We start from the raw sequence: 24,456 nt of genomic DNA on the forward strand, positions 1-24,456 counted from the left end.
CAGATTCGCCACGGGCAGATCCCGGTCCGTACGACCGATGAGTTCTCCGGCCCGCGCCGGTCGACAGTGGTGACCGTGTTCCACGCCCGGGAGGTACTCATGAGCACCGACGGATTCACCACGTGTCTCTGGTTCGACGGCCAGGCGGAGGAGGCCGCCCACTTCTACGTCTCCCTCTTCAAGGACTCCGGCATCGGCGCCGTCACCCGCTACCCCGAGGGAGCGCACCAGCCCGCCGGCACCGTGCTCACCGTCGACTTCACGGCCAACGGCCAGAAGTTCATCGCCCTCAACGGGGGGCCGGAGTTCAGGTTCAACGAGGCGATCTCCTTCCAGATCACCTGTGAGAACCAGGAAGAGGTCGACCACTACTGGACCAGACTCACCGAGGGCGGCGGCGAGGAGGGGCCCTGCGGCTGGCTCAAGGACAGGTTCGGCGTCTCCTGGCAGGTCGTCCCGAGCCGGCTCGAGGAGATGTTCCGCGACCCGGATCCCGCGAAGGCGGCGCGCGCCAACCAGGCGATGATGTCGATGCACAAGCTCGACATCGCCGCGCTGGAGAGGGCGTACGCCGGGGAGTGAGCGGCCCGCCGGCGCGCGGAGCGGGGCAGGGGCCGACCGGCGTGAGGAAGCGGACCCCCGTCCGGCGCTCCATGCCTCCGACCCGGGCGACCGCACCGCGCTCGGCCGCACGGCCGCGGTTCGGGCCGGTGGACACCCCCTTCGGCCGGTCCGCGGCCCTGAGCGGCCCGCGGGACGCGAACTTCCCGGTGATCGGCATCACGACGACCGAGGGGGGAGATGCCGAAGGTCACGGACGTCTCCCGAGCCCCGTCCGGGCACCCCGCCGGACCATGGCATGATCGGGCGCATGCGTGAACGTGTTGTGGCCGCGTGCGACGGGGCTTCGAAGGGAAACCCGGGTCCGGCCGGCTGGGCCTGGGTGGTCGCCGACGCCTCGGAGAGTCCGGTCCGCTGGGAGGCGGGCCCGCTCGGCAGGGCCACCAACAACATCGCCGAACTCACGGCGCTGGAGCGCCTGCTGGCATCGACCGACCCCGACGTACCGCTCGAGGTCCGAATGGACTCGCAGTACGCCATGAAGGCCGTCACCACCTGGCTGCCCGGCTGGAAGCGCAACGGCTGGAAGACGGCCGCCGGCAAGCCGGTCGCCAACCAGGAGCTGGTGGTGCGCATCGACGAGCTGCTCGACGGCCGCTCGGTCGAGTTCCGCTACGTACCCGCCCACCAGGTGGGCGGCGACCGGCTCAACGACTTCGCCGACCGTGCCGCCAGCCAGGCCGCCGTCGTCCAGGAGCCCGCGGGCAGCGGCCTCGGCTCACCGGAGCCGCCGCCGTCGCCGGACGTTCCCGCGGCCCGCAAGGCACCGCGCCGCAAGCCGGGCGCGGCCCGCAAGGGCGGCGGTTCGCCGGCGCGCACGATCAAGGCGAAGTTCCCGGGGCGCTGCCTGTGCGGGCGGTCGTACGCGGCGGGGGAGTCCATCGCCAAGAACGACCAGGGCTGGGGCCACCCGGAGTGCCGCACGGCGGCGGCCGGGTAGCCACGCAGGGCCACGGCCGGGTAGCCCGGGCAGGGCCACGGCCGGGCAGCCGGGCCGGGCAGCCGACGCAGGCCCGCGGCCGCGTAGCACCGGCCTGCGCCCCCTCACTTGTTACTGTGCGTTCCCGAATGACCGGAATGTCCGTAATGAGTGCATGCCAGGGGTGTGTGTGAAGGTCGCTTGTGTCGGCGGCGGGCCCGCCGGACTGTATCTGTCGATCCTGCTCAAGCTGCAGGACCCGTCCCACGACGTCACCGTCCACGAACGCGACCCGGAAGGCTCCACCTACGGCTGGGGCGTCACCTACTGGCGCGGACTGCTCGACCGGCTCCGGGAACACGACCCCGAGTCCGCGCGCGCCCTCGCGGAGCACTCGGTGCGCTGGCGGGACGGCGTCGCCCACGTGGGCGGCCGGTCCGCCCGGCACCGCGGCGACGAGGGGTTCGGCATCGGCCGCCACCGGCTCCTGGAGATCCTCGCAGCCCGCGCCCGCTCCCTCGGCGTGCGCCTGGAGTTCGAGCACAGGATCACCGGCGACGACCCGCCCGCCGCCGACCTCGTCGTGGCGGCCGACGGAGCGGGAAGCGTCCTGCGCACCCGCCACGCCGGTCACTTCGGTACCCGGATCCGGGCGGGGCGCAACCACTACGTCTGGCTCGGCACCACCCGGGTCTTCGACGCCTTCACCTTCGCCTTCGTCGAGACCGACCACGGCTGGATCTGGGCGTACGGCTACGGCTACGGCCCCGAAGGCAGCACCTGCGTCGTCGAGTGCGCGCCCGAGACCTGGACCCGCCTGGGCCTGGACCGGGCCGACGAAGCCGAAGGGCTGGTCCTGCTGGAGAAGCTCTTCGCCGACGTCCTGGACGGCCACCCGCTCACCGGCCGGTCCGCGCCGGGCGCCGGTACCCCGTGGCAGACCTTCCGCACCCTCACCAACCGCACCTGGTCCCGGGGCAACCTCGTCCTGCTCGGCGACGCCGCCCACACCACGCACTACTCCATCGGCGCCGGGACCACCCTCGCGCTGGAGGACGCCATGGCCCTGTCCGCCGCGCTGCGCGACCGGGCGACCCTCCCGGAGGCCTTCGCCCACTACGAACGCGAACGCAGGGCGGCCCTGCTGCCGGTACAGAGTGCGGCCCGCCACAGCGCCCAGTGGTACGAGAACCTGCCCCGCTACATCCATCTGCCGCCGGAGCGGATGTTCGCCCTGCTCGGCCAGCGCCACTCGCCCCTGCTGCCGTACGTTCCGCCCCGTCTCTACTGCCGGGTCGACCGGGCGGCCGGGCGACTGGCGGCGCTGCGCCGGCTCAAGCGCTGGCTGGGACCGAGGGTCGCGCGGACGGTGCAGGCACGGAACCTGGCCGCCCATGACCAGGGTGCCGGAACCGGGCGGCGGAACCGAAGCCGTCCCGACGCGGTGGGCGATCACTTCGGATGACAGACTGACGGCATGGACGAGCGCACATTCGACAGGTCGGATCAGCACGCATCGGTGGTCGGCCTCGGCACCTGGCAACTCGGCGCCGACTGGGGAGACGTCGACGACAAGGAAGCCCTCGCGGTGCTGGAGGCGGCGGCCGAGTCGGGGGTGACCTTCTTCGACACGGCGGACGTCTACGGCGACGGACGCAGCGAGGAGACCATCGCCACGTTCCTGCGCGGCAGGCCCGACCTGCACGTGCTGGTCGCCACCAAGATGGGCCGCCGGGTCGAGCAGATCCCGCAGAACTACGTCCTCGACAACTTCCGGGAGTGGAACGACCGCTCCCGCCGGAACCTGGGCGTCGACGTCCTGGACCTGGTGCAGCTGCACTGCCCGCCGACCCCCGTCTACTCCACCGACGAGGTCTTCGACGCCCTGGACACCCTGGTCGAGGAAGAGCGCGTCGCCGCCTACGGCGTCAGCGTGGAGACCTGCGAGGAGGCGCTGACCGCGATCGCCCGGCCGAACGTGGCCAGCGTGCAGATCATCCTCAACCCGTTCCGGATGAAGCCGCTGCGCGAGGTCCTCCCGGCGGCGCGGGAAGCGGGCGTCGGCATCATCGCCCGGGTGCCGCTGGCCTCCGGTCTGCTGTCCGGCAAGTACACCCGGGACACGGTCTTCGCCGCCAACGACCACCGGAACTTCAACCGGCACGGCGAGGCCTTCGACCAGGGCGAGACCTTCTCCGGCGTCGACTTCGCCACGGGCGTGGAGGCCGCCGCGGAGTTCGCCGCGCTCGCCCCCGAGGGGTACACCCCGGCCCAGCTGGCCCTGCGGTGGATCATCCAGCAGCCCGGCGTGACCACCGTGATCCCCGGCGCCCGTTCGCCCGAGCAGGCCCGCGCCAACACGGACGCCGCCCGGCTGCCGGAACTGTCCGAGGACACGCTCGCGGCGATCCGCGACCTCTACGACCGCCGTGTCAGGGACCAGGTCGAGGGCCGCTGGTAGACGGTAACCCCGGGCCGCCGGCCGACGGTACCCGCGAGCCTCACGGCACCAGGAGCAGCTGCCGCTCCCGCTCCTGGTCGCCGGAGGCCGCTCCTTCGTCCCGCGTGCTGAAGGCGTGGGACAGCGTCTCGCTCGCCGCCTCGACGGCCTGCGGCGTGCCCTGAACGGTGACCGCCACCGGCGCGGACAGCGGGGCACCCGCCTCTCCCGGTGCCGAGGACGCCTCCGGGGCCGCCGGGGAGTCGAAGGTGGCGGTGCGGACCGTCGCCCCCTCGTCCGCCGGGCGGCCGTCGGGTGCGCCGAAGACGCCCTCCAGTGCGCGGACGATCGCCCGCGCGTCGTCGAGACCGCCACCGCTGAGCGTCACGGTGAGCTGAGTGTCGGACATCCTTCGCCTTCCTCCTGGGCCTGCGTCGGTCCCGGCCCGTGTAACCGTCCGCCGATCACCCAAACCGGGCGCCGCGACCCCGGCACGGCGCCTGAGTACGGGGAACCCGGGAAGGGAGAAGAGGACGCAGGCCGCGGAAACCGGGAGGAACAGTGACGGACTCGGGCTCGGACACGGCGGACGGCAACGGCTCGGTCCGGCGCAGGGGGCGCAACGAGAGCGAGGAGGAGCGGGCGGACCGGATGTGGACGGAGCTGATCCAGGAGGTCCGCGTCGCGCAGATGGGCGTGCAGATCCTGTTCGCCTTCCTGCTGACCGTGGTGTTCACCCCGAAGTACGACGATCTCTCGGACACGGACCAGACGATCTACCTCGTGACGGTCGTCCTCGGCGCCGTGACCACCGGCGCGCTGATCGGGCCGGTGTCCCTGCACCGCATCGTCTCCGGGCGGCGCGTGAAACCCCAGGCGGTGCGGTGGGCCTCCCGGCTGACCCTGCTCGGCATCGTGCTGCTGCTGGCCACGATGACGTCCTCGCTCCTGCTGATCCTCCGGGTGGCGACGGACGACGGCTTCGTGCCCTATCTCGTCACCGGCGTGGTGCTCTGGTACCTGCTGTGCTGGTTCGGGATCCCGCTGTGGACCCGGCACCGCTACACGTCCCACTGAGTTCCGCCGAGGTCCCACTGAGGTCCGGCCCCGAAGGTCAGCCGTCGGCCATCAGCTCCGCGAGGAAGTCGTCGACGCGCACCTGCTCCTCACCCGGCCGGACCACGGCGTGGGTCTCGTCCAGGAAGGCCTCGACGGCCGCGGCCCACACGAACACCACGGCGTGGTGGCGGTCCCCGTCGGGCCGGAAGTCGCCCAGCAGTTCGACGCGCAACTCGTCCCACAGGCCCCGTGACTCGGGGCGCAGCCGCACGTCGCCCACGCCGACCGGGCGGGTGAGCCCGTCGCCCAGCATCTCCCGGTCCAGGGTCCAGCGGGCGAGCACGCGGCCGTCGTGGCTGAACACCACGGTGACCGCGAACGGGTCCGCGGCGTCGTACCCGAAGTGGGCGAGCACGGGGAAGCGGTCGGCGTCGCCCGTCAGGAGCTGCACCACCAGGGTCTTGTGCACGACGGTGTTCACGACAGCGGCCTCCCGGGGAAACGGACACAGAGCCCCTCTAGTACCCCGCCCCTCCGCAAGATGCTCACGCGAACGGGTGATTCGCCCGGGCCCGTCTCAGGACCGGCCGAGCGCCTCGCGCAGCGCGGGCAGCAGGGTCTTCTCGGACCAGTCCAGGAAGGCCGGTTGCGACTCGCCCCCGATCTGCACCAGGGCGATCTCGGTGAACCCGGCCTCGGCGTACGGGCGTACGGCCTCCACGAAGGCGTCCGGGTCGTCGCCGCAGGGGATCGACTCGGCGACGTCGTCCGGGGTGACGAACTGGGTGGCCGCCTCGAAGGAGTCCGGGTGCGGAAGTTCGGAGTTGACCTTCCAGCCACTGCCGAACCAGCGGAACTGGGCGTGGGCGCGTTTGATCGCCGTGTTCCGGTCGGGGTCGTAGGACACCGGCAGCTGACCGACGCGCGGCTTGCCCTCGCCGCCGTGCCGGTCGAAGGCCTCCAGCAGCCCCGGCTTGGGTTCGGTGGCGATCACCAGGTCGGCGTGCTTGCCCGCGAGCGCGCAGGAACGTTCCCCGGAGACGGCGATCCCGATGGGCGGCGCACTGTCCGGCAGGTCCCACAGCCGGGCCGACTCCACGTCGAAGTGCGTGCCGCGGCGGTTCACATGACCGCCCTCGAACAACGCCCGGATGATCTCCACGGCCTCCTCGAGCATCTCGTGCCGCACGTCGACGGACGGCCAGCCGCCGCCCACCACGTGCTCGTTGAGGTTCTCGCCCGAACCGAGCCCCAGCCGGAACCGGCCCTCGGACAGCAACTGCAGCGTTGCCGCCTTCTGCGCCACCACCGCCGGGTGGTAGCGGAACGTCGGACACGTCACGTACGTCATCAGCGGGATGCGGGAGGTCGCCTGCGCCGCGGCGCCGAGCACGCTCCACGCGTACGGCGAGTGGCCCTGCGAGCGCAGCCACGGGAAGTAGTGGTCGGAGGTCACCGAGAAGTCGAACCCCACCTCCTCGGCCCGCACCAGATGGCCGACGAGCTCACGGGGGCCGGCCTGCTCGGTCATCATCGTGTATCCGATTTGCACCATAACGGGCGAGTCCCCGTCCGGGCGCGGCGAAAACGGGGCAATCGGAGCCGTGCGTTCGCGCACCGCGTCCGAACCGGGCGGTCCCCTGTCCGTGCGGCCCGGAACTCCGCCACCGGCGTGCGCGAAACCAACAGTCACCGGCGTGCGCGAAACCAAAATCCGGGGCCGGCCTGCCGTGACCCGGGGTGCATGCCGATCCCGCGCGGAACCCGGCGTCAGCGCAGTCCGAAGCGGTCCGCCCAGGCCGTCATGTCCGCGGTCGTGGAGTTTCCTCCGCACACCACCAGCCCGATCCGGGCGCCGTCGCCCACCCGCTCCACCACGTGCCGGGCCGCGGGCAGCAGACAGCCCGCGGCCGGCTCGGTCCACACCTTGCCGTGCTCGGCGAGCGCCAGCGAACCCTCGACGGCCTCCCGGTCCGGCACCACGACCACCTCGCCGACCAGCGCCGACACGTGGTCGTACGTCAGCTGTGAGACGGACGGGGCGCTGAGCGTGGTGACGACCGAGGACAGGGGCACGGGGAGTGGCCCGCCGGCCGCCAGCGCCCGCGACATCGCCTCGGCGCCCTCGGTCTCCACGCCCCAGATCCGCACGTGTGGCCGCAGCGCCCGCAGCGCCGCCGCCACACCCGCGATCAGCCCGCCGCCCCCGATACTCACGAGCACGTCGGTGAGTTCCCCGGCGTCCTCGGCGAACTCCAGGCCGACGGTGCCCTGCCCCGCGATCACGACCGGGTCGTCGAAGGGGTGGACCAGGGTCAGCCCCTCCTCCCGCAGCCGGGCCACCAGGGCGAAGGCACTGTCCATCCCGTCGGTGAGCCGTACCAGCGCGCCCGCCTCCTCGGCGGTCTCCACGGAACGGGCCGGTGCCGTCCGCGGCATGACCACCGTGGCCTTCACGTCGAGGGCGGCGGCCATGACCGCCACGGCGATGCCATGGTTGCCACCGCTGACCGCGACGACACCGGCGGCCCGCTCCGCCTCGGTCAGCGACAGCAGCTTCGCCGTCGCGCCGCGTGCCTTGAACGAACCGGTGCGCTGGAGCAGCTCCAGCTTCGCGGTGACCGGGACCCCGAGCAGTGCGGACAGCCCGGGGCTCGGCACGGTCGGGGTGCGTACGACATGTCCGGCGATCCGCTCGGCCGCGGCTTCGATCTCCGTGATCCCGATCAAGGCAGTCATCCTTCCGGCGCGGGCGGTGATCCGCGCCGCTTCGCACCCTTTCGCGCGTCACTCCCGAGGTCAACACGGTTCAGCACGGTTCCGAGGACGGTGAGCGTCTGCCGGGGAAGACCCTCGAGGCCGGGCCGCACCGGGACGGCCGGCGGTGACCGCTGCTCCCCGGCCGTCCCCGCTCACGGCCGCCGCGGCCGTCCTCCGGTCCGCGCGCCGAGGCGCCTCAGTGCTGCTGCGGCTTCTGCGGCGTCACCTCGCTCGGCCGTACGACGACGAAGCCCTGGCCCTGGAGCACCAGTTGTACGGCCTCCCCCGAACCGCCGCGCAGCATCGAGCCGATGGACTGCGAACGGTGCAGGGAGGTCGACAGCCCGGCGGACCAGCCGACGACGGCGTCGGTGTCGACGTAGACCGGGTCCTGGGGCGAGACGGGGATGACCAGCGGGCTGCCCTCGCACACCAGCCCCAGCCTGCCCTGCCCCGTGAAGACACTGTTGAACAGCCCGCCGCCGGTGATGCCCGCACCCTTCACGGTGGCGATGCGGTACGACAACGAGGAGTCGAAGCACAGGACGTTGCGGCCGTTGACCGTGAACTCGTCGCCGGGTTCGACGTCCACGATGAAGCAGTTCTGCGCCTCGTGAGCGAACCACGCCTCACCCTGTCCGCGCACCGCCATCAGGGGCAGTCCCTCCCCGGTGACCGCGCGTTTGAGCATGCCGCCCACGCCCTGGCCCTTGCGTTCGAACTGGAGACTGCCGCGATAGGCGACCATCGCGCCCTGCCGGGCCAGCATGTCTCCGTTCACCGTGTAACGGATGCACTTGGAATTCTCGACGGTCATGCCCGGCGCTGTGGCGGGCTGCACCATGTGCTCGCTGGAAAAGAGGTCACCCTTCATATGGGCATACTGGCCCGGAGCGTCCCGTTCCGACAAGATCGTGCCGGTGGCAGGGTTCAACCGCCGAAGACCTGGGTCCAGTACGTGCCCGCCCGGCCGCCGCCGGCGAGGCCGATGCCGATGTGGGTGAAGTCGGGCTTGAGGATGTTGGCGCGGTGCCCGGGGCTGTTCATCCAGCCCTCCACCACGTCGGCCGGGGAACGCTGGCCGCAGGCTATGTTCTCCCCGACCGTGCGCCGCGTGGCGCCCGCGGCGGCGGCCCGGTCCCAGGGCTTGCCGCCGTCGGGATCGGTGTGGGAGTAGAAGTCGCGGGCGACCATGTCCGCGCTGTGCGCCTGCGCGGCGTGGGCCAGCCGGGCGTCGACGGCCAGCGCGGGCAGACCGGCCCCCGCCCGCTCCCGGTTGGTGAGGCCGACGACCTCGGCCGTCGTGCGGGCCAGGCCGTCCGGGGTGAACGGTACGGCCCACAACGCGGTCCAGTACGTGTCGCCCGAGGGCCCGCCGGTGACCCACGCCCACCCGGCGTGCGTGAAGGCCGCGTCCTGCAGGGTGCGCCGGGTCCGCTCCGTGCGCAGGCAGTACGCGACGAACTCGGCGGGCGTGCGCGGACCGGAGACCAGGTGCTCGCCGACGGTGAGATAGGCGAACCCGGCGGAGACGACGCGCTGGTGTACGGAGACACCGTCCCGGGTCTCGACGCTCAGCGTGCCCGCGGCGGCCATGGTGGCGGCGTGCGCGCGGGCCGCGGAGGCCAGGCGCGGGTCGGCACGGACGGCAGGGGAACCGGCCTGTGCCCGGGCGGAGTTGACCAGACCGAGGAAGCCGTCGGGGTCGGCGGCAGGTGCGGAGGGGGCGGGGGACGCGGCCGTCCGCCGGTCGCCGGGCGACGGGGCGTCGTCGACCTCCACCCCGAAGTCGCGGGCGAGACCGGCGAGCCCGTCGGCGTACCCCTGTCCCAGAGCGCGCAGCTTCCATCCCTCACCGCGCCGGTACAACTCCGCGAGCAGCAGTACGGTCTCCTGCCCGGGGCGCGACGGAGTGAACCGGGCCAGGGCGCGCCCGCTCGCGTCGGTGACGTGGAGCGTGGGGGAGGGGAGTGCGCTCAGGGCCGTCCCGGGGTCCGACGCACTGACCGCCACCGTCACCCGGGTGGCACCGGGGCGCAGCCGCGCGGGCTCGACAGTGAGCGTGTCGCCCCGCAGTCGGGCGCCCGGCGCCGCCAACTGGTTGTAGAAGACGAAGTCGTCGTCACCGCCCACCTTGCCACCGTCATCGGTGATGAGCGCCGTCACGTCGAAGCCGCCGGACACCCGCACGCTCACGGGGCCGTCAGGCAGGGGGACATTGCCCCCGGGGACCAACTCGCTCATCGTGCCGCCTGTGTCCTCGTCCCACATTCCGGTCGGGGTGTCGGTGTCGGGTGAACGTCCACCGGACGACGGGAGTTCCCGGCGCGGGGCCGGCCCCCGGTGCTCAGCCGGCCGCGTCGTCGTTCACCTGATCCCGCCGCGACGTGCTGAGGGCGGCGTAGGGAAGACTGGGGACCATGGACGTGACCGCGACACAGGGAGGGACCCGCATGACGCGCCCGATCACGGCAGGGGTCGACGGTTCGGAGGAGAGCCTGGCCGCACTGGCCTGGGCCGCGAGGGAGGCGGTCCGCCGGGAAGCCCCGCTGCACGTCGTGCACGCCTGGCGTTTCCAGCCGCAGGACGCGGCCGGCCCGGGGGACCGGGACGCGCAGGAACGGTGGGTCCGGGACTCGGTCGCCGAGTCGGTCCGGACCGTCACCGGGCGGCACCCGGACCTCCCGGTGTCCACCGAGGTCCGCGAGGCCGACGACGCCGTCGCCGTACTGCTCGCCGCGGCGGGCGACGCCGGGACGCTGGTGCTCGGCTCGCGCGGCCACGGGGCGGTCGTCGGCTTCCTGCTCGGCTCGGTCGGCCAGCAGGTGATCGCCGAGGCGACCCGGCCCGTCGTCCTCGTACGGGCCGGGGAGGACGCCGCGGCCGAGGCCGCCGGACGCGAGGTCGTCGTGGGGCAGCAGGGGGAGCCGGAGGACGGCGCCGACGTGATCGGCTTCGCCTTCGAGGCGGCCGCCGCGCGCGGTGCCACCGTGCGGGCCGTCCGGGCCTGGGCCCTGCCGACGGTGTTCACCTACAGCCCGGGCTCGATGCGACTCGCCGACGAGGCCGGGGGCCTCGAGGCGTACGAGAGGAAGGCCCTCGGCGAGGCGCTCGGGCCGTGGCGCGAGCGGTTCCCCGAGGTTCCCGTGATCGAGCACGTGGAGATGGGCAGCGCGGGGCAGGTGCTGCTGTCGGTGGCCGCGGACGCCCAGCTGATGGTCGTCGGCCGCCGTGCCCGCCGTACGGCCGTCGGCGCCCGGATCGGTTCGGTGGCGCACGGCGTACTGCACCACGCGGACTGCCCGGTGGCGGTGATCCCGCACGCGTGACGCCCGTACGCACCATGCCCGTACGCGCCACGCCCGTACGGCGACAGGCTCGTACGGCGACAGGCTCGCGGGCGTGCGCGTACGGGCCGGTGACTCAGTCGTCCGTCGGCTGCAGGGTCTCCCGGGCCCTGGGCAGGATGTTCGCGATGTAGTCCTCGACGGCCGTGTCCAGGCCGATGTCGTGCTGGGCCCGCTCGGACAGGTACCAGCGGTGCTCCAGCAGCTCGTGGTAGATCTCGGCCGGGTCCATCGCTCCGCGCAGCTCCACCGGCACCGCGCGCACGGTGGGCCGGAAGACCTCGCGCACCCAGCGGTGGGCGAGGACTTCCGGGCGGGCGCCGAGGGGGTCGTCCGGGGCGTAGTCGTCCTGGGTGGCCATCCAGCTCTCCAGGTCGTTCAGCAGCCGCCTGGCCTGGTTCTCCTCGGCGTCCAGGCCGGTCAGGCGCAGCAGCTGACGCTGGTGGTGGCCCGCGTCGACGACCTTGGGCACGAAGGTGACCGTGTCACCGTTGGAGGCGTGCTCGATCTGCATCTCGGCCACGTCGAAACCGAGGTCGTTGAGGCGCCGGATCCGGCGCTCGATGTAGTGGTACTTCCCCGCCGGGTAGACGGAGGTGCGGGTCAGCTCCTGCCACAGGCTCCGGTAGCGGGCGCAGATCTCGGTGCCGAAGTCGATCGGGTCGACGGAGGGGTGCAGCGCCCCCGACGCCTCCAGGTCGAGCAGCTCGCCGCTGATGTTCACCCGGGCGAGGTCGAGGTCGTAGTCGCGCTGGCCGTCGCTCAGCCGCGCGTGCAGTTCCCCGGTCTCGGCGTCCACCAGATAGGCGGCGTAGGCGCCCGCGTCCCGCCGGAAGAGCGTGTTGGACAGTGAGCAGTCGCCCCAGGCGAACCCGGACAGGTGCAGCCGGACCAGCAGTACGGCCAGGGCGTCCATCAGCCGGTGCATGGTCGCCGGGCGCAGCGTCGTCTCGAACATCGACCGGTACGGCATCGAGCCGCCGAGGTGCCGGGTGACGAGCACCGGTTCCAGCGCCTCGCCGGCGCGGTCGGTGCGGCCGGTGACCACGGCCAGCGCGTCCACGGCGGGGATGGCGAGCCGGTCCAGGTCGCGCAGCAGCTGGTACTCGCGCAGGGCGGGCCGTTCGGCCAGCTCCTTGACGGCTATCACCTCGTCCCCGGCCCGCGCGTAGCGGACGACGTGGCGGGAGATACCGCGGGGCAGTGGCACGAGGTACTCCTCGGGCCACTCCTCCAGCGGGGTCTGCCACGGCAGTTCGAGCAGGAGCGCGGGGTGCTCCGGATTGGTGGCACTGATCTGCAAGGCCATGCCCCGACTCTAGAACGCCCGTTCCCGGGCCTGTCGCGCGGCGTCCCTCACCCAGGTCAGTGGGGCGGCGGAAGCGACGGGCCCGGCGGAAGCGACGGGTCAGGCGGATCCCGTGGGTCCGGTGGGTCCTGCTCCAGCGGTTCCCGGGCAGACCGGGGCCGAGCGGCCGGGCGCATCCCGAACAGGACCCGTGTCACCGGCGTCCTGCGCACCCCGTACTCGTACACGACGAGGATCACGCCCAGCGAAGCGGCCACGATCACCGCGTACTTGACCGCCATCGGCACGGACCATCCGACCACGCCGTACGCGAAGGCGACCACGACCGGCTGGTGCAGCACGTAGAGGGGCAACGCGGCGAGCGCCAGATACCGCAGCGTCGCGTCCCGTCGCGCGGTCCAACGCGGCCCCGCGTCCCGTCGCGCGGTCGGGCCGCCCGTGCCGGGCCGCGGGCGCGCCGTCCGGTTCCGCGGCCGGTCCAGCAGACCGAGGATCGAGACCACCCAGCACCAGCCGGCCGCCCCGAACACCGCCCGGGTGAACAGCGCGAGCGGCGTCCATGCCGTGAACGGGTCGTCGCCGGCGACGAAGCCGGGCGCGGACCCGGCGAACAGCACCAGCCCGAGCAGCCCCACCGGTATCGCCGCGCGGCGCATCGCCTCCCGGATCCGCCCGTCGTCCGCGAGGGCGAAACCGCACAGGAAGAACAGCAGGTAGGCCCAGCGGTTCCAGCCCGCGTAGTCCTCCTCCATGCCCAGCAGCGCGTTGACGGCGGCGAGCGGCAGCGCGGGGAGCAGGAGCAGGGCCGGGTGGCGGCGCAGAGCGGGGGCAACGTGTCCGGCGCCGGCCGTCAGCCGGGCCGCGACCGGGACGAGCAGCAGGCAGAAGGCGAGCAGCAGGACGACGAACCACAGGTGCCCGGTCTCGAAGTGGTCCCCCTCCAGGACGAAGGGGAAGTCGGCGAGGTCCGGGCGGACGGTCAGGAAGCGCGGCCAGAACCGCCAGTACGACTCGTGGTGGCCCGGGTCGGCGGCGCGCAGGCGCAGCCACTGGGGGAGGGGGCACAGGACGGCCGTCCCGAAGACCAGGGGGACGCCGAGGCGGAGCAGACGTTCCCGGGCGAAGCCGCCGGGCCCGCGGCGGCGGATCGAGTGCCGGGCGCCGAGACCGGCGACGAGGAACAGCATGGGCATGGCCCACACCACGCCGAACCCGGCGAGGACGGTGACGGCGTCCGTCGTCCGCGCGTTCTTGACGTAGAAGTCGTCGTCCGGTGAGAAGACGAGGGCGGTGTGGAAGAAGACCAGACCCAGCACGACGAGGGCGCGCAGCGCGTCCAGTTCGCCGCGCCGGCCGCCGGCCGCCCCTCGCCCCGTGTCCGCGCTCATCGGCCCTCCCGCCCGAGGTGCGCCCAGTGTGGGGCAGCGGACCGGGGGAGGACAGACTTCCGGTACGCCGGCGGTCCGGGGTGGTTCAGCGCACGCCGTGCGGGCGGAACTGGACGCTGATGCGGGGCCCGGCGGCCCGGGTGCTCTTGGGGACGCAGTGCTCCCACGTCCGCTGACAGGAGCCGCCCATCACGATCAGGTCCCCGTGGCCCAGCGGGCGGCGCACCGTGTCACCGCCTCCGCCCGCCGGGCGCAGCAGCAGGTCCCGGGGTGTTCCGACCGACAGGATGGCGACCATCGTGTCCTGGCGCGCACCCCGCCCGATCCGGTCACCGTGCCAGGCGACACTGTCCCGGCCGTCGCGGTAGTGGCACAGCCCGGCAGTGGTGAAGGGCTCGCCCAGCTCCTCGGCGTAGTGCGCGGACAGCGCGTCGCGGGCCTCGGCCAGCAGCGGGTGCGGCAGCGTGTCGCCCGCTCCGTAGAAGGCGAGCAGCCGGGGTACGTCGACCACCTGGTCGTACATGGCACGCCGCTCCGCGCGCCACGGGACCTCGGCGGCCAGCCGCTCGAACAGCGCGTCGGCGCCGGTCAGCCACCCGGGAAGCAGGTCGATCCAGGCACCCGAGCCGAGGTGCGTGCGGCGCAGCCCGTCGAGCGGGCCGAGCAGGACCTCGTCCGTCTGGTCGAAGAGCGAGCCCTGGAGGTGCGTGGTCATGGGTCCAGCGTAAACCCTGATTCGAATGGATGTTCTATCCATGTGTTCTGTCTTTGTTTTCTGTCCGTGCCCCGTTCCCGGCACGACCCTTCCGATACACCGCTGTATCGGATACGTTCCCGGATCGAACACAGGGAGGACCGGACATGGCGGTGAAGGCGACGACCGGGCGGGTGACCAGGCGGCGGGCGCGCACCCGCGCGAACCTCCTGGAGGCGGCGTTCACGGTGTTCGCCGAGAAGGGGTTCGGCCGGGTGTCGATCGAGGAGGTCTGCGAGGCGGCCGGTTACAGCCGGGGCGCCTTCTACTCGAACTTCGACAGCCTCGACGAGCTGTTCTTCGCCCTCTACCGCGAACGGGCCGACCTGATCGCGGAGCAGGTGTCCGGCGCCCTCGCGCTGGACGGTCCGGACCTGGACGTGCCCGCCGCCGCGGACCGGGTCACCGAAGTGCTGCTCCTGGACCGGGACTGGCTCCTGGTGAAGACGGACTTCCTGGTGCACGCCGCCCGCGATCCGGCCGTGGCACGGGCACTGCTGGAGCACCGGGCGCGCCTGCGGCAGGCGATCGCCGAACGGCTCGCCCGGGCCCGCGGGCACACCACTGTTCCCGCCGTCCTGGGCGACGCGGACGGCGCGGCGCACGCCGTGGTCGCCGCGTACGACGGAGTCACCACCCAGCTGCTCCTGGACCGGGACGTCGAGCACGCGCGCGCCTGGCTGGGACAGCTGCTCACCGCACTGCTCACCGAGGGCGGCGACACCCCCTGACCCCCCAGTCCCTCGTCCCTCAACGCTTCGAACCCCTCGAACCCCTCGAACCCCTCGAACCCTTCGAGCCCTTCGAGCCCCTCAACCCCTCGAAATCCCCCATGACACGGAACAGGAAGGGACGATCGCCATGGATGCCGACGTCATCGTGGTCGGAGCGGGCCTGGCCGGGCTGGTCGCGGCCCACGAACTGACCAGCCGGGGCAGGAGGGTGGCCCTCGTCGACCAGGAGAACGCGGCCAACCTCGGCGGTCAGGCCTTCTGGTCCTTCGGCGGCCTCTTCCTCGTCGACTCGCCGGAACAGCGGCGCCTCGGCGTCAAGGACTCCTTCGAGCTCGCCTGGAACGACTGGCAGGGCAGCGCGGGCTTCGACCGGACCGAGGACGAGGACTCCTGGGCGGTGCGCTGGGCCCGGGCGTACGTCGAGTGGGCGGCGGGGGAGAAGCGGTCCTGGCTCACCGGGCACGGCATCACCTTCCTGCCCACCGTCGGCTGGGCCGAGCGCGGCGACCTCACGGCCGGCGGGCACGGCAACTCCGTGCCCCGCTTCCACATCGCCTGGGGCACCGGCACGGGCGTAGTCGAGCCGTTCGTGCGGTACGCCAGGCAGGCCGTGCGCGACGGGCTGCTCACCTTCCACCACCGTCACCGCGTCGACCACCTGGTCGTCGAGGACGGCACCGCGCGCGGTGTGCGCGGCACCGTACTGGCCGAGGACCACTCACCCCGCGGAGTCGCCTCCAACCGCGAGGCGATCGGCGAGTTCCGACTCACCGCCCAGGCCGTGATCGTCACCTCCGGAGGCATCGGCGCCGACCACGACATCGTCCGCCGCCACTGGCCCGAGCGCCTCGGCACCCCGCCCGCCGAGATGGTCACCGGCGTCCCCGCCTACGTCGACGGACGGATGCTCGACATCAGCGCCGAGGCGGGCGCACGCCTGGTCAACCGCGACCGGATGTGGCACTACACCGAGGGCGTGCGCAACTGGGACCCCATCTGGCCCGGCCACGGCATCCGCATCCTGCCCGGACCTTCCTCGCTGTGGTTCGACGCCCTCGGCCGCCGCCTCCCCGGGCCCTGCCTGCCCGGCTACGACACCCTCGGCACCCTCCGGCACCTGCGCACGGCCGAGGACCTCGCCGGCCACGACCACTCCTGGTTCATCCTCACCCAGAAGATCATCGAGAAGGAGTTCGCGCTCTCCGGCTCCGAGCAGAACCCCGACATCACCGCGAAGGACCGCGCCGGATTCCTGCGCGAACGCGTCCTCGGCAAGGGTGCGCCGGGGCCGGTGGACGCCTTCCTGCGCAGGGGAGCCGACTTCGTGTCCGCGCCGAACCTGGAGCAACTCGTCGACAGGATGAACGGGCTGACCGACAGACCGCTCCTGGACGCCGACCTGATCCGCCGCCAGATAGAGGCCCGCGACCTCCAGATGGCCAACCCCTACGCCAAGGACGCCCAGGTCCAGGGCATCCGCAACGCCCGCCGCTACATCGGCGACCGTCTCGGCCGGGTCGCCGCGCCGCATCGCGTACTCGACCCGGCGGCGGGCCCGCTGATCGGTGTCAAACTGCACATCCTCACGCGCAAGACGCTCGGTGGCATCCAGACCGACCTCGACTCCCGCGCCCTGGGCGCCGACGGCACGCCCGTCGAGGGCCTCTACGCGGCCGGTGAGGTGGCCGGCTTCGGCGGCGGCGGGGTGCACGGCTACAACGCGCTGGAGGGCACCTTCCTCGGCGGCTGCCTGTTCTCCGGGCGGGCGGCGGGCCGGGCGGCGGCACGGCAGACGTCCTGAGCGAGGCGACCGCTTCGCCGGCGGCTCCGTCTCCCCATGCGGCGGCTCCGTCTCCTCACGTCTCGTCGAGGAGGCGGAGCAGCACGGCGGCATGGCTCTGCTCCGGCGACTTGGACGCGGTCAGCAGCGTCACGTCCCCCTTGCGCGCCAGCTCCCGTACGTGGTCGAGGAGCTCCGCCGCGTCCGGGGCGGCCAGCTCGGCCTCGTACCGCTGCGCGAACTCCTCGTAGGAGCCCTCGCCCGCGTGGTACCAGCGGCGCAACTCGGCCGACGGGGTGAGGCTCTTGGGCCACTCGTCCACGTGCGCCGCGTCCTTCGCCACGCCGCGCGGCCACAGCCGGTCCACCAGGACGCGCACGCCGTCGTCGGGTCCGGGCGGATCGTAGACGCGGTGCACACGGACGTTCATGGCTGTTCCTTTCTCTCCGGGCCGGTACCCGTGGGGGCGACCGCGCCGCCCCGGCCACCGAGGCCGAGGCGCCGCACCGGGGTCAGCCGGACCTCCGGCGCACGGCCTCACGCCGCTTGAGCGCACGGCGCTCCAGCTCCCCGGTCCCTCCCCAGACGCCGAGGGTCTGCCCCGTGTCGAGTGCCCATCGCAGACACTGCTCCTGGACCGGACAGCGCCGGCAGACCGCCTTCGCCTGCTCGGTCTGCAAAGCGGCCGGGCCGGTGGTGCCGATCGGGAAGAACAGGTCGGGGTCCTCCGTGCGGCATGCGGCGTGCTCTCGCCAGTCGTCCATCAAAGTCACCTGCGATCGGTATCGTTCGCTTCCTCGTGAATGCCTTGCTCCCTTGCGGGTGACCTGTCGACAGCGGAGTGAAACCGGCGCGGGGCCTCGCGTCCGTACCGTCGCGCCTACCTCCGCAGCGTCTCCCGTGCCGCCGTCACCACCGTGTCGGCCACCGTCGCGAGCGCCGGGGAGTCGAGTTTCCACTGCTGCCAGTACAGCGGGACGTCCACCGCCAGATCCGGGGCGAAGTCGACGATCCGGCCGGTGCGCAGCAGCGGCTCCGCCTGGGGCTCGGGCACCATGCCCCAGCCCAGACCGGCGGCGACCGCCTCGACGAAGCCCTCCGAGGTCGGCATGTAGTGCCGCGCCGTACTCGCGCCGCCGTGCCCCAGCCGCCGCGCGAAGCCGTCCTGGAAGTCGTCGCGCCGGTCGAAGACCACCACCGGAGCCCCTGCGAGCACCTCGCGCAGCGGCCCGCCCAGATGCCGTGCGGCGAACCCCGGGGCGGCGCACGGGAGATACCGCATCCGGCCGAGGTACCGGACGGAGCAGCCGGGGACGGGATCGGGCGACGAGGTCACCGCGGCCATCACCACGCCCTCCCGCAGCAGGGCCGCCGTGTGGTCCTCGTCCTCACGGCGCAGCTCGAAGCAGAGCCGGGGTTCTCGAGGCACCCGCGTGAGGGCGCCGAGGAACCATGTCGCGAGCGAGTCGGCGTTGACGGCCACCGAGACCCGGGTCGGCTCCCCGGCACCGCTCAGCCCCAGCTCGGCGTACGCGTCCCGCTCCAGCCGGGCCACCTGGCGGGCGAGGCGCACCAGCACCGCGCCGGAATCCGTCGGCCGCACCGGTTTGGTGCGCAGCAGCAGCACCCGGCCGGTGCGCTGCTCCAGGGCCTTCACCCGCTGGCTGACCGCGGACGGCGTCACGTGCAGTGCCGCGGCGGCCGCGTCGAAAGTGCCCTCGTCCACCACGGCCAGCAGGGTGCGGACCTGGTCGAGCGGAAGGTCCGCGAAAGCCGCCGTGGTCGTGCCCGTCCTCTCCGTCATCACGAGCGCTAATGATACGTAAGAATCTTTAGCTGTACGTCCTGTGATCGTCCGCTTAGCGTCGAGGGCATGACCAACGCACTCACCGCCGCGGCCGCCGGCTTCGGCACCGGCCTCTCGCTCATCGTCGCCATCGGTGCCCAGAACGCCTTCGTCCTGCGCCAGGGGATCCGCCGTGACGCGGTCCTCGCCGTGGTCGGCATCTGCGCGCTCTCCGACGCCCTGCTCATCGCCCTCGGGGTCGGCGGGGTCGGCGCGGTGGTGGTGGCCTGGCCGGGCGCGCTGACCGCGGTCGGCTGGATCGGCGGAGGCTTCCTGCTCTGCTACGGCGCCCTGGCCGCCCGGCGGGTGTTCCGGCCGACCGGTGCGCTGCGGGCGGACGGCGACGCCGCGGGCTCGCGCCGCCGGGCGGTCCTCACCTGCCTGGCACTGACCTGGCTCAACCCGCACGTCTACCTCGACACGGTGTTCCTGCTGGGCTCGGTCGCCGCCGACCGGGGCCCGCTGCGCTGGACCTTCGGCCTGGGTGCCGTGGCCGCCAGCCTGTGCTGGTTCGCCGCGCTCGGCTTCGGCGCCCGCTACCTCGGCCGGTTCCTGGCCCGGCCCGCGGCCTGGCGGGTGCTCGACGGACTGGTCGCCGTCACCATGATCGTCCTCGGCGTCACCCTCGTCGCCGGAGCCTGAACCGGGCCGCCGTCGGCCCAGCCGGCCCACCGGGCCGGGGCCCCGGCCGCGTCGCGCTGCCGGCGCCGCGCCGCTACGGTGCGTGACGCCGCCTCACAGGGAGGCGCGTCCGTGCAGCGCGTAGTGCTCCATGAGCCGGCCCCTCGTCGTCTCCAGCCGGTGCGCGAGGATCTCGGCGACCGACCGCACCAGCACGATGCCCAGCTGCGGGTCCTCGTCGCACAGGGCGAGCACCGAGGCCGCCTCGAACTCGTAGGCGCGCACCGGGCTGAAGGCCTCGGCGCCGAAGTCCCACTCGTAGGGCGGGAACAGCCAGGACCAGCCGAGCAGATCGCCCGCGCCGAGGCTGGCGACCGTGACCCGCTGCAGGGGCGTGACCTGCTGGGTCAGGGAGACCGCGCCGGAACGGACGACCCAGAACCGGTCGGCCCTGCCGCCCGCCTCGAAGATCCGGGCGTCCTCCGGGAAGGAGACCTCCCGGGCGAGTGCCGTCAGCCGCTCGCGCTGGGGCAGCGGAAGGGCGGTCAGCAGTTTGATCGCTTTGGTCATGGCACGGGGCTCCTCGCCGGCGATTCGGTTCCGGGGCTTTCCCTATGCCCATTTCAGTCGCTTCGAGCGCCCTGAGCACCTCGGCGGACGGCAGATCCCGTACGGATTCCGTGCCGGATCCGGGGACGGCCGCGCCAGGGTATGAAAAAGCCCTGGCTGGACGGGGGAAGCCAGCCAGGGCCGTAAGCGGTGACGTACGAAGGACACTCCGGTCGACCCCGTCGCCACGTATGCGTGAACGCTAAACCATCTTTGGTTTTTCCGCGAAGCGGGAACCGGGGCACGTGACCTGTTTCACTGGCCCGAGCCGCCACTGCCCCGCCCAGGGCCTCACCCGCCGTTCTCCGCGACGACCCTGATCGTCTCCAGTCGCGGATCGCTCGGGTCCGGCAGGTACATCCCGGCGTCCAGACCGCTGCGCAGATACCGCAGGACGGGTTCGGCCAGCCGCTCGCCGGGCAGGACGGCCGGGATGCCGGGCGGGTACGGCGTGATCATCTCCGCCGCGACGCGCCCGGCGGCCCGGTCGAGCGGCACGTCCTGGGTGGGCCCGAAGAACGCGTCCCGGACCAGACCCACCTGCGGCATCCGCAGCTCGGACGGCGACGGCACCTCGACGCGCGGGGCGGGGGAAAGGCCAGGGGCGGCGTGCGCGAGGTCCTTGAGCGCGGCGAGCAGCTCGCCGGCGGTCTCCCGGTCGTCGCCGTGGGTGATCTGCGCGCCGATGCGGCGGTGGTCCGTGATGTGCGCGATCACGCCCCGGTGTTCGCGCAGCCAGTCCGCCGCCTGGAAACCCGAGACGCCGAGCCCGTCGAGGTCGATGACGACGGGCAGCGGATCGAACCCGTGGGCCAGTCCCGGGCCGCAGAAGTCGTCCCGGTCGTTGACGTGCATGCCGTCGATCTCCTCGACAGCCGCGCGGACGTCGGCCGCCAGCTCCAGGGCGCCGCCCATCAGCTCGCGGCCGCGCAGCGCCATCTGGCGGCGCCAGCCGTCCAGCCCGGCGAAGATCAGCGCCGAGGGACTGGTGGTGCCCAGCAGGTCCGCCCGCATGCCGAGCAGCTTCGGCGGGACCAGGTCACCGCGCAGATGGAACACGGAGCCCTGCTCCAGGCCGCTGCCCATCTTGTGGATGCTGGTCACGCAGATGTCGGCGCCCGCGTCCATCGCCCAGGACGGCAGATCGGGATGGAAGGGCAGATGCGCGCCCCAGGCCTCGTCGACGATCAGCGGTGCCGAGCGGCGGTGGCAGACCTCGGCGACGGCCCGCAGGTCGGCGCTCGCGCCGTACGGTGTCGGGCTGGTGACCAGGGCGCCCTTGGCGTCGGGATGGGCGGCGAACGCCTTCTCGAACTCCTCGGCGGACGGCGGATGGGCCAGGTGGCGCTCCGCGTCCCAGCGCGGCTCGACCCAGACCGGCTCGATCCCGGACAGGATCAGCCCGGAGACGACGGACTTGTGGGCGTCCCGGCCGATCAGCAGCTTCTCGTGCGGCCCCGCGACCGCCAGCATCGCCGCCTTCACCGACAGGGAGGACCCGCACGTCGAGAAGAACGTGTGGTCGGCGTGCACGGCATCGGCCATCAGCTCCTGGGCGCGCTGCAGCACCCGCCCCCGGGTGAGCCGGTCGTCGAGCCCACCCGTCGCGAGCACGTCCCCGTAGAAGACGGCGTCGCCCAGCACGTCCCGTACCTCCGGGTCGGCCCCGCGGGCCTGTTTGTGCCCCGGCGGCGTGAACGACAGCCGCCCCTCGCGGCGGTAGTCGACGAGGGCTTCCAGAACGGGTGCTCGGGTGTGGTCGGCCGTCATGCGGATCCGGTTTCCCGTCCGGTCCCCGGTCAATCCGCTCCGCGGCTCGTCACCGGGCGTGCCGCCCCGGGGTCAGCACCTCGTCCAGCACCCGCAGGACGGCCTCGTACGCCATCGTCCGTACGGCGGCGTCCCGGGAGCCCTCCGGATCGGTCGGCCGCAGCTCCTCCCTTCGCGCCCGCCAGATCCGCTCCTGTTCCACCGCGCAGGCCCTCGCGCGGTGCATGCGGCGCAGCAGTTCGTCCGAGTCCACAACATCCGTCATGTACTCCGCGTACCCCCGCAGAGCCCCCGGATGGCCGCTGGGCCGAACGGAGGGCCGGAGGTTTGGGGGTACGGGCAGAGGTCAGCCGATCGACAGGGCCGTACGGCGCGCGGACGGCGCGCGGGGCCGGCCGGATCCGGCCCGTCTCACCGACCAGGGAGCAGACGGATGTGTGACAGGCACACGACCGAACCCGTCGTCGAGCAGCACGGCGCTCACCGGCACCGGCCGTACCGGCCGTGCAAACCGGCCGAGGCGCGCAGGACGGTCGAACGCGTCGTCACCGAGTGCAGCGGCACCGACGGCAGCACGTCCTGCGACGCGGGCGCCCTGTCGGACGCCGTGCTCGTCGCCTCGGAACTCACCACCAACGCGATCCTGCACGGCGGTGGCATCACCGACTTCCGGGCCGACGTCGTCGGGCCCGGTCTGAGGCTGTCGGTGTGCGACCGCAGCCGCGACCTTCCGGTGGCCGTGCCGTCCACCGATCCCCAGGGACGCCGCCGCGTCGGCGGCCGGGGCTGGCCGATCGTCTGCCGGCTGGCACGTGACGTACGGGTGGCAGACCTTCCCTCGGGAGGCAAGTGCATCACCGTGGTCGTTCCGCTGTCCTGAGTACTTTTCGAAAAGCGGAGTTTGTTCCCCCGGGGCAGGGGCAGTCGCAAGTTCGTGCTTCGGACCGGAGGCGCAGCAGCGGGAGCGGTATGGCTGCTTCGGCCCTCCGGGTGGTGACCCGGACAGTGCCGTTCCCGCGGAAAGTCCCCTGAGACCACCGTTCAGGAGCGAACGCGCATGCTCATCGAAACACCCACCGTCCGTCCCGGAACCATCGAGTCCACCAACGCCTCCGCCGCTCCCGCCCGTCGCCGGCACGACGACGCGCCCGACACCATGGCCCTCTTCGGCCGGCTGACGGGGCTGGCGGACGGGCCCGAGCGCGACGCCGTCCGCGACGAACTCGTCACGGCCTGGCTGCCCATGGCCCACCGGATCGCCGGGCGGTTCCGGGACCGCGGCGAGTCCATCGAAGACCTCCGCCAGGTCGCGGCGCTCGGTCTGGTGAAGGCCATCGACCGCTTCGACCCGGAGCGGGGAGCCTTCGAGAGCTACGCCGTGCCCACCATCACCGGCGAGGTCAAGCGCCACTTCCGGGACCGCATGTGGGCCCTTCGGGTGCCCCGCCGGGTCCAGGAACTGCGCAACAAGGTGCGGGTGGCGCGCCGCGAACTCACCCAGAGCCCGGGCAGCCCCGAACCCACGGTGGCCGCCGTCGCCGCCCACACCGGGCTGACCGAGGACGAGGTCAGCGCCGGCATGGAGGCGCTGGAGAGCTTCAGCACCCTCTCGCTGGACGCCGAACTGTCGGCCGGCGATGACGGCTACAGCCTCGCGGACACCCTGGGCGCCGCGGACGCCTCGTACGACACCGTGATCGACCGCGAGTCCGCCAAGGAGGGACTGCGCAGGCTGCCCGAACGCGAGCGCGCCATCCTCTACATGCGCTTCTTCGAGGACATGACGCAAAGCCGTATAGCCGACCGCCTGGGCATCTCGCAGATGCACGTCTCGCGGCTCATCAGCCGCAGCTGCGCCCGCGTGCGCGACGAGGCGATGGGGCAGCGGGCGGGCCGCCGGGGCACCGGCCGGCCGGTGCGCCGCTGACCGGCCGGCGAACAGGGAGGGAACGAGACGGATGCTGATGCCTCACCCCGTGGTGCTGCGCGGACTCGTCGACGCGTACGAGGCGGCAGCGGTGCGCGAGCCCGCCGACGAGACGGGCGGACCGGGCCCCCGGACGCGGGACCTGGCGTACACGCTGTGCGTGTCGACCGGCACGCGTGATGTGGCAGGGGCCCTGGAGGCCGCCCGCCGCTGGCTCGCGGCCGGTACGGTCCCGGCCCCGCCGCCCGTCGCCGAGTCCGCGGGCGTGGCGGACTGACCCACGGCAGACAGGGAGCGTGTGGTGGCGTGACTGCCCGTATGCCGCGAGACGGCGTACGGGCAGTCGTGCGTCGTCGTCATGAGGACCGGTACGCGCCGCCGCGGTCCGGCGCCGGGACGCGCACGGCAGCCCGGCGCGGTGGCGACCGCGCCGGGTCCCGGCGTCCAGCCGGCGGGCCCGGGCCGCCCGGGTCCCCGGGCCCGGGGGGGCGGGGGGGGTGGGGGACGCGGGGAGCCTGGATCCGGGGCGTAGGGGGAGACCCCGATGGTAGCGAAGGAACTGCGGAAGCAAG

At 72.9% G+C, this 24,456-nt stretch carries 27 protein-coding genes; 12 read left to right on the forward strand and 15 right to left on the reverse strand.

The window, feature by feature from the left end; all coding sequences use genetic code 11:
• Positions 1-99: 99 nt before the first annotated feature.
• The 4 genes from ACZ7G3_RS15935 to ACZ7G3_RS15950 all read left to right on the forward strand — a co-directional run bounded on the left by ACZ7G3_RS15935 (position 100) and on the right by ACZ7G3_RS15950 (position 4,001).
• A complete protein-coding gene (locus tag ACZ7G3_RS15935; protein WP_470926073.1) occupies positions 100-582 on the forward strand; it encodes a VOC family protein in 483 nt (160 codons plus the stop codon).
• A 277-nt stretch (positions 583-859) separates the two neighbouring features.
• On the forward strand, positions 860-1,561 hold the full coding sequence (locus tag ACZ7G3_RS15940; RefSeq protein ID WP_470926075.1) for a ribonuclease H family protein: 702 nt from the start codon (positions 860-862) through the stop codon (positions 1,559-1,561).
• 169 nt (positions 1,562-1,730) lie between these two features.
• Positions 1,731-3,005, forward strand: coding sequence for an FAD-dependent monooxygenase (locus ACZ7G3_RS15945; RefSeq protein WP_470926077.1), 1,275 nt, complete (start codon positions 1,731-1,733; stop codon positions 3,003-3,005).
• A 12-nt stretch (positions 3,006-3,017) separates the two neighbouring features.
• Positions 3,018-4,001 (forward strand): aldo/keto reductase, encoded by a 984-nt coding sequence (locus ACZ7G3_RS15950; protein WP_426601644.1) that lies wholly within the window; start codon positions 3,018-3,020, stop codon positions 3,999-4,001.
• Positions 4,002-4,041: 40 nt separating this feature from the next.
• Here the strand turns inward: ACZ7G3_RS15950 and ACZ7G3_RS15955 are convergent, their stop codons facing one another.
• A complete protein-coding gene (locus ACZ7G3_RS15955) occupies positions 4,042-4,389 on the reverse strand; it encodes a hypothetical protein (RefSeq protein WP_470926079.1) in 348 nt (115 codons plus the stop codon).
• Positions 4,390-4,541: 152 nt separating this feature from the next.
• On the opposite strand from ACZ7G3_RS15955, the gene ACZ7G3_RS15960 reads away from it, so the two are divergent.
• Positions 4,542-5,057: a DUF6328 family protein gene (locus tag ACZ7G3_RS15960; RefSeq protein WP_426601642.1), complete on the forward strand. Its 516-nt coding sequence runs from the start codon at positions 4,542-4,544 to the stop codon at positions 5,055-5,057.
• Positions 5,058-5,094: 37 nt separating this feature from the next.
• Here ACZ7G3_RS15960 and ACZ7G3_RS15965 read toward each other — a convergent pair whose 3' ends face one another.
• From ACZ7G3_RS15965 to ACZ7G3_RS15985, 5 genes are all read right to left on the reverse strand, one after another.
• On the reverse strand, positions 5,095-5,520 hold the full coding sequence (locus ACZ7G3_RS15965) for an SsgA family sporulation/cell division regulator (protein WP_470926081.1): 426 nt from the start codon (positions 5,518-5,520) through the stop codon (positions 5,095-5,097).
• A gap of 96 nt (positions 5,521-5,616) precedes the next feature.
• Positions 5,617-6,594, reverse strand: coding sequence for an LLM class F420-dependent oxidoreductase (locus tag ACZ7G3_RS15970; protein WP_470926083.1), 978 nt, complete (start codon positions 6,592-6,594; stop codon positions 5,617-5,619).
• 215 nt (positions 6,595-6,809) lie between these two features.
• A complete protein-coding gene (locus tag ACZ7G3_RS15975) occupies positions 6,810-7,769 on the reverse strand; it encodes a threonine/serine dehydratase (protein ID WP_426601639.1) in 960 nt (319 codons plus the stop codon).
• A 226-nt stretch (positions 7,770-7,995) separates the two neighbouring features.
• Positions 7,996-8,673 (reverse strand): AIM24 family protein, encoded by a 678-nt coding sequence (locus ACZ7G3_RS15980; protein ID WP_470926084.1) that lies wholly within the window; start codon positions 8,671-8,673, stop codon positions 7,996-7,998.
• A 56-nt stretch (positions 8,674-8,729) separates the two neighbouring features.
• Positions 8,730-10,043: a CAP domain-containing protein gene (locus tag ACZ7G3_RS15985; protein WP_470926086.1), complete on the reverse strand. Its 1,314-nt coding sequence runs from the start codon at positions 10,041-10,043 to the stop codon at positions 8,730-8,732.
• Between the two features lie 209 nt (positions 10,044-10,252).
• On the opposite strand from ACZ7G3_RS15985, the gene ACZ7G3_RS15990 reads away from it, so the two are divergent.
• Positions 10,253-11,128 carry a universal stress protein gene (locus ACZ7G3_RS15990; RefSeq protein WP_470926087.1) on the forward strand — a complete coding sequence of 292 codons (876 nt, stop codon included), beginning with the start codon at positions 10,253-10,255 and terminating at the stop codon, positions 11,126-11,128.
• A gap of 94 nt (positions 11,129-11,222) precedes the next feature.
• Here ACZ7G3_RS15990 and ACZ7G3_RS15995 read toward each other — a convergent pair whose 3' ends face one another.
• The 3 genes from ACZ7G3_RS15995 to ACZ7G3_RS16005 form a co-directional block, all read right to left on the reverse strand.
• Positions 11,223-12,455: a DUF4032 domain-containing protein gene (locus ACZ7G3_RS15995; RefSeq protein WP_426601635.1), complete on the reverse strand. Its 1,233-nt coding sequence runs from the start codon at positions 12,453-12,455 to the stop codon at positions 11,223-11,225.
• Positions 12,456-12,511: 56 nt separating this feature from the next.
• Positions 12,512-13,843, reverse strand: a complete 1,332-nt coding sequence (locus tag ACZ7G3_RS16000) for an acyltransferase family protein (protein WP_470926089.1) — start codon at positions 13,841-13,843, stop codon at positions 12,512-12,514.
• An 85-nt stretch (positions 13,844-13,928) separates the two neighbouring features.
• Positions 13,929-14,558 carry an alpha-ketoglutarate-dependent dioxygenase AlkB gene (locus ACZ7G3_RS16005; protein WP_470926091.1) on the reverse strand — a complete coding sequence of 210 codons (630 nt, stop codon included), beginning with the start codon at positions 14,556-14,558 and terminating at the stop codon, positions 13,929-13,931.
• 146 nt (positions 14,559-14,704) lie between these two features.
• Between ACZ7G3_RS16005 and ACZ7G3_RS16010 the strand changes: the two genes are divergently transcribed.
• Positions 14,705-15,328, forward strand: a complete 624-nt coding sequence (locus ACZ7G3_RS16010; protein ID WP_470926093.1) for a TetR/AcrR family transcriptional regulator — start codon at positions 14,705-14,707, stop codon at positions 15,326-15,328.
• Positions 15,329-15,458: 130 nt separating this feature from the next.
• Positions 15,459-17,132 (forward strand): FAD-binding dehydrogenase, encoded by a 1,674-nt coding sequence (locus ACZ7G3_RS16015; protein WP_470926095.1) that lies wholly within the window; start codon positions 15,459-15,461, stop codon positions 17,130-17,132.
• A gap of 55 nt (positions 17,133-17,187) precedes the next feature.
• Here ACZ7G3_RS16015 and ACZ7G3_RS16020 read toward each other — a convergent pair whose 3' ends face one another.
• The 3 genes from ACZ7G3_RS16020 to ACZ7G3_RS16030 form a co-directional block, all read right to left on the reverse strand.
• Positions 17,188-17,541: a DUF488 domain-containing protein gene (locus ACZ7G3_RS16020; protein WP_426601630.1), complete on the reverse strand. Its 354-nt coding sequence runs from the start codon at positions 17,539-17,541 to the stop codon at positions 17,188-17,190.
• 82 nt (positions 17,542-17,623) lie between these two features.
• On the reverse strand, positions 17,624-17,875 hold the full coding sequence (locus ACZ7G3_RS16025) for a WhiB family transcriptional regulator (RefSeq protein ID WP_426601629.1): 252 nt from the start codon (positions 17,873-17,875) through the stop codon (positions 17,624-17,626).
• 116 nt (positions 17,876-17,991) lie between these two features.
• Positions 17,992-18,915, reverse strand: coding sequence for a LysR family transcriptional regulator ArgP (locus ACZ7G3_RS16030; RefSeq protein ID WP_470926133.1), 924 nt, complete (start codon positions 18,913-18,915; stop codon positions 17,992-17,994).
• 69 nt (positions 18,916-18,984) lie between these two features.
• Between ACZ7G3_RS16030 and ACZ7G3_RS16035 the strand changes: the two genes are divergently transcribed.
• Positions 18,985-19,599: a LysE/ArgO family amino acid transporter gene (locus tag ACZ7G3_RS16035; protein ID WP_426601628.1), complete on the forward strand. Its 615-nt coding sequence runs from the start codon at positions 18,985-18,987 to the stop codon at positions 19,597-19,599.
• 93 nt (positions 19,600-19,692) lie between these two features.
• Here ACZ7G3_RS16035 and ACZ7G3_RS16040 read toward each other — a convergent pair whose 3' ends face one another.
• The 3 genes from ACZ7G3_RS16040 to ACZ7G3_RS16050 all read right to left on the reverse strand — a co-directional run bounded on the left by ACZ7G3_RS16040 (position 19,693) and on the right by ACZ7G3_RS16050 (position 22,222).
• The gene (locus ACZ7G3_RS16040; protein ID WP_426524231.1) at positions 19,693-20,148 is read right to left on the reverse strand and encodes a cyclic nucleotide-binding domain-containing protein; all 456 of its coding nucleotides are present in this window, start codon (positions 20,146-20,148) and stop codon (positions 19,693-19,695) included.
• A gap of 330 nt (positions 20,149-20,478) precedes the next feature.
• Positions 20,479-21,957: an aminotransferase class I/II-fold pyridoxal phosphate-dependent enzyme gene (locus ACZ7G3_RS16045; RefSeq protein WP_470926098.1), complete on the reverse strand. Its 1,479-nt coding sequence runs from the start codon at positions 21,955-21,957 to the stop codon at positions 20,479-20,481.
• A gap of 49 nt (positions 21,958-22,006) precedes the next feature.
• Positions 22,007-22,222, reverse strand: coding sequence for a hypothetical protein (locus tag ACZ7G3_RS16050; protein ID WP_426524227.1), 216 nt, complete (start codon positions 22,220-22,222; stop codon positions 22,007-22,009).
• Positions 22,223-22,390: 168 nt separating this feature from the next.
• Here ACZ7G3_RS16050 and ACZ7G3_RS16055 point away from each other — a divergent pair, with 168 nt between their 5' ends.
• From ACZ7G3_RS16055 to ACZ7G3_RS16065, 3 genes are all read left to right on the forward strand, one after another.
• Positions 22,391-22,837, forward strand: a complete 447-nt coding sequence (locus ACZ7G3_RS16055; protein ID WP_426601624.1) for an ATP-binding protein — start codon at positions 22,391-22,393, stop codon at positions 22,835-22,837.
• A 177-nt stretch (positions 22,838-23,014) separates the two neighbouring features.
• Positions 23,015-23,884 carry a SigB/SigF/SigG family RNA polymerase sigma factor gene (locus tag ACZ7G3_RS16060; protein ID WP_426601623.1) on the forward strand — a complete coding sequence of 290 codons (870 nt, stop codon included), beginning with the start codon at positions 23,015-23,017 and terminating at the stop codon, positions 23,882-23,884.
• Positions 23,885-23,915: 31 nt separating this feature from the next.
• Positions 23,916-24,161 carry a DUF5133 domain-containing protein gene (locus ACZ7G3_RS16065; RefSeq protein WP_426601622.1) on the forward strand — a complete coding sequence of 82 codons (246 nt, stop codon included), beginning with the start codon at positions 23,916-23,918 and terminating at the stop codon, positions 24,159-24,161.
• Positions 24,162-24,456: the final 295 nt, after the last annotated feature.

This window comes from Streptomyces sp. NPDC037271 (assembly GCF_055603605.1).

Coding starts and splice junctions, on each gene's coding strand:
- ACZ7G3_RS16000 (WP_470926089.1), bottom strand. CDS start 13,843: ATGAGCGCGGACACGGGGCGAGGGGCGGCCGGCGGCCGGCGCGGCGAA.
- ACZ7G3_RS15990 (WP_470926087.1), top strand. CDS start 10,253: ATGACGCGCCCGATCACGGCAGGGGTCGACGGTTCGGAGGAGAGCCTG.
- ACZ7G3_RS15935 (WP_470926073.1), top strand. CDS start 100: ATGAGCACCGACGGATTCACCACGTGTCTCTGGTTCGACGGCCAGGCG.
- ACZ7G3_RS16065 (WP_426601622.1), top strand. CDS start 23,916: ATGCTGATGCCTCACCCCGTGGTGCTGCGCGGACTCGTCGACGCGTAC.
- ACZ7G3_RS15970 (WP_470926083.1), bottom strand. CDS start 6,594: ATGGTGCAAATCGGATACACGATGATGACCGAGCAGGCCGGCCCCCGT.
- ACZ7G3_RS15940 (WP_470926075.1), top strand. CDS start 860: ATGATCGGGCGCATGCGTGAACGTGTTGTGGCCGCGTGCGACGGGGCT.
- ACZ7G3_RS16030 (WP_470926133.1), bottom strand. CDS start 18,915: ATGACGGAGAGGACGGGCACGACCACGGCGGCTTTCGCGGACCTTCCG.
- ACZ7G3_RS16035 (WP_426601628.1), top strand. CDS start 18,985: ATGACCAACGCACTCACCGCCGCGGCCGCCGGCTTCGGCACCGGCCTC.
- ACZ7G3_RS15950 (WP_426601644.1), top strand. CDS start 3,018: ATGGACGAGCGCACATTCGACAGGTCGGATCAGCACGCATCGGTGGTC.
- ACZ7G3_RS15995 (WP_426601635.1), bottom strand. CDS start 12,455: ATGGCCTTGCAGATCAGTGCCACCAATCCGGAGCACCCCGCGCTCCTG.
- ACZ7G3_RS16025 (WP_426601629.1), bottom strand. CDS start 17,875: ATGGACGACTGGCGAGAGCACGCCGCATGCCGCACGGAGGACCCCGAC.
- ACZ7G3_RS16060 (WP_426601623.1), top strand. CDS start 23,015: ATGCTCATCGAAACACCCACCGTCCGTCCCGGAACCATCGAGTCCACC.
- ACZ7G3_RS15985 (WP_470926086.1), bottom strand. CDS start 10,043: ATGAGCGAGTTGGTCCCCGGGGGCAATGTCCCCCTGCCTGACGGCCCC.
- ACZ7G3_RS16045 (WP_470926098.1), bottom strand. CDS start 21,957: ATGACGGCCGACCACACCCGAGCACCCGTTCTGGAAGCCCTCGTCGAC.
- ACZ7G3_RS16020 (WP_426601630.1), bottom strand. CDS start 17,541: ATGAACGTCCGTGTGCACCGCGTCTACGATCCGCCCGGACCCGACGAC.
- ACZ7G3_RS16050 (WP_426524227.1), bottom strand. CDS start 22,222: ATGACGGATGTTGTGGACTCGGACGAACTGCTGCGCCGCATGCACCGC.
- ACZ7G3_RS16015 (WP_470926095.1), top strand. CDS start 15,459: ATGGATGCCGACGTCATCGTGGTCGGAGCGGGCCTGGCCGGGCTGGTC.
- ACZ7G3_RS16005 (WP_470926091.1), bottom strand. CDS start 14,558: ATGACCACGCACCTCCAGGGCTCGCTCTTCGACCAGACGGACGAGGTC.
- ACZ7G3_RS16040 (WP_426524231.1), bottom strand. CDS start 20,148: ATGACCAAAGCGATCAAACTGCTGACCGCCCTTCCGCTGCCCCAGCGC.
- ACZ7G3_RS15980 (WP_470926084.1), bottom strand. CDS start 8,673: ATGAAGGGTGACCTCTTTTCCAGCGAGCACATGGTGCAGCCCGCCACA.
- ACZ7G3_RS15955 (WP_470926079.1), bottom strand. CDS start 4,389: ATGTCCGACACTCAGCTCACCGTGACGCTCAGCGGTGGCGGTCTCGAC.
- ACZ7G3_RS16010 (WP_470926093.1), top strand. CDS start 14,705: ATGGCGGTGAAGGCGACGACCGGGCGGGTGACCAGGCGGCGGGCGCGC.
- ACZ7G3_RS16055 (WP_426601624.1), top strand. CDS start 22,391: ATGTGTGACAGGCACACGACCGAACCCGTCGTCGAGCAGCACGGCGCT.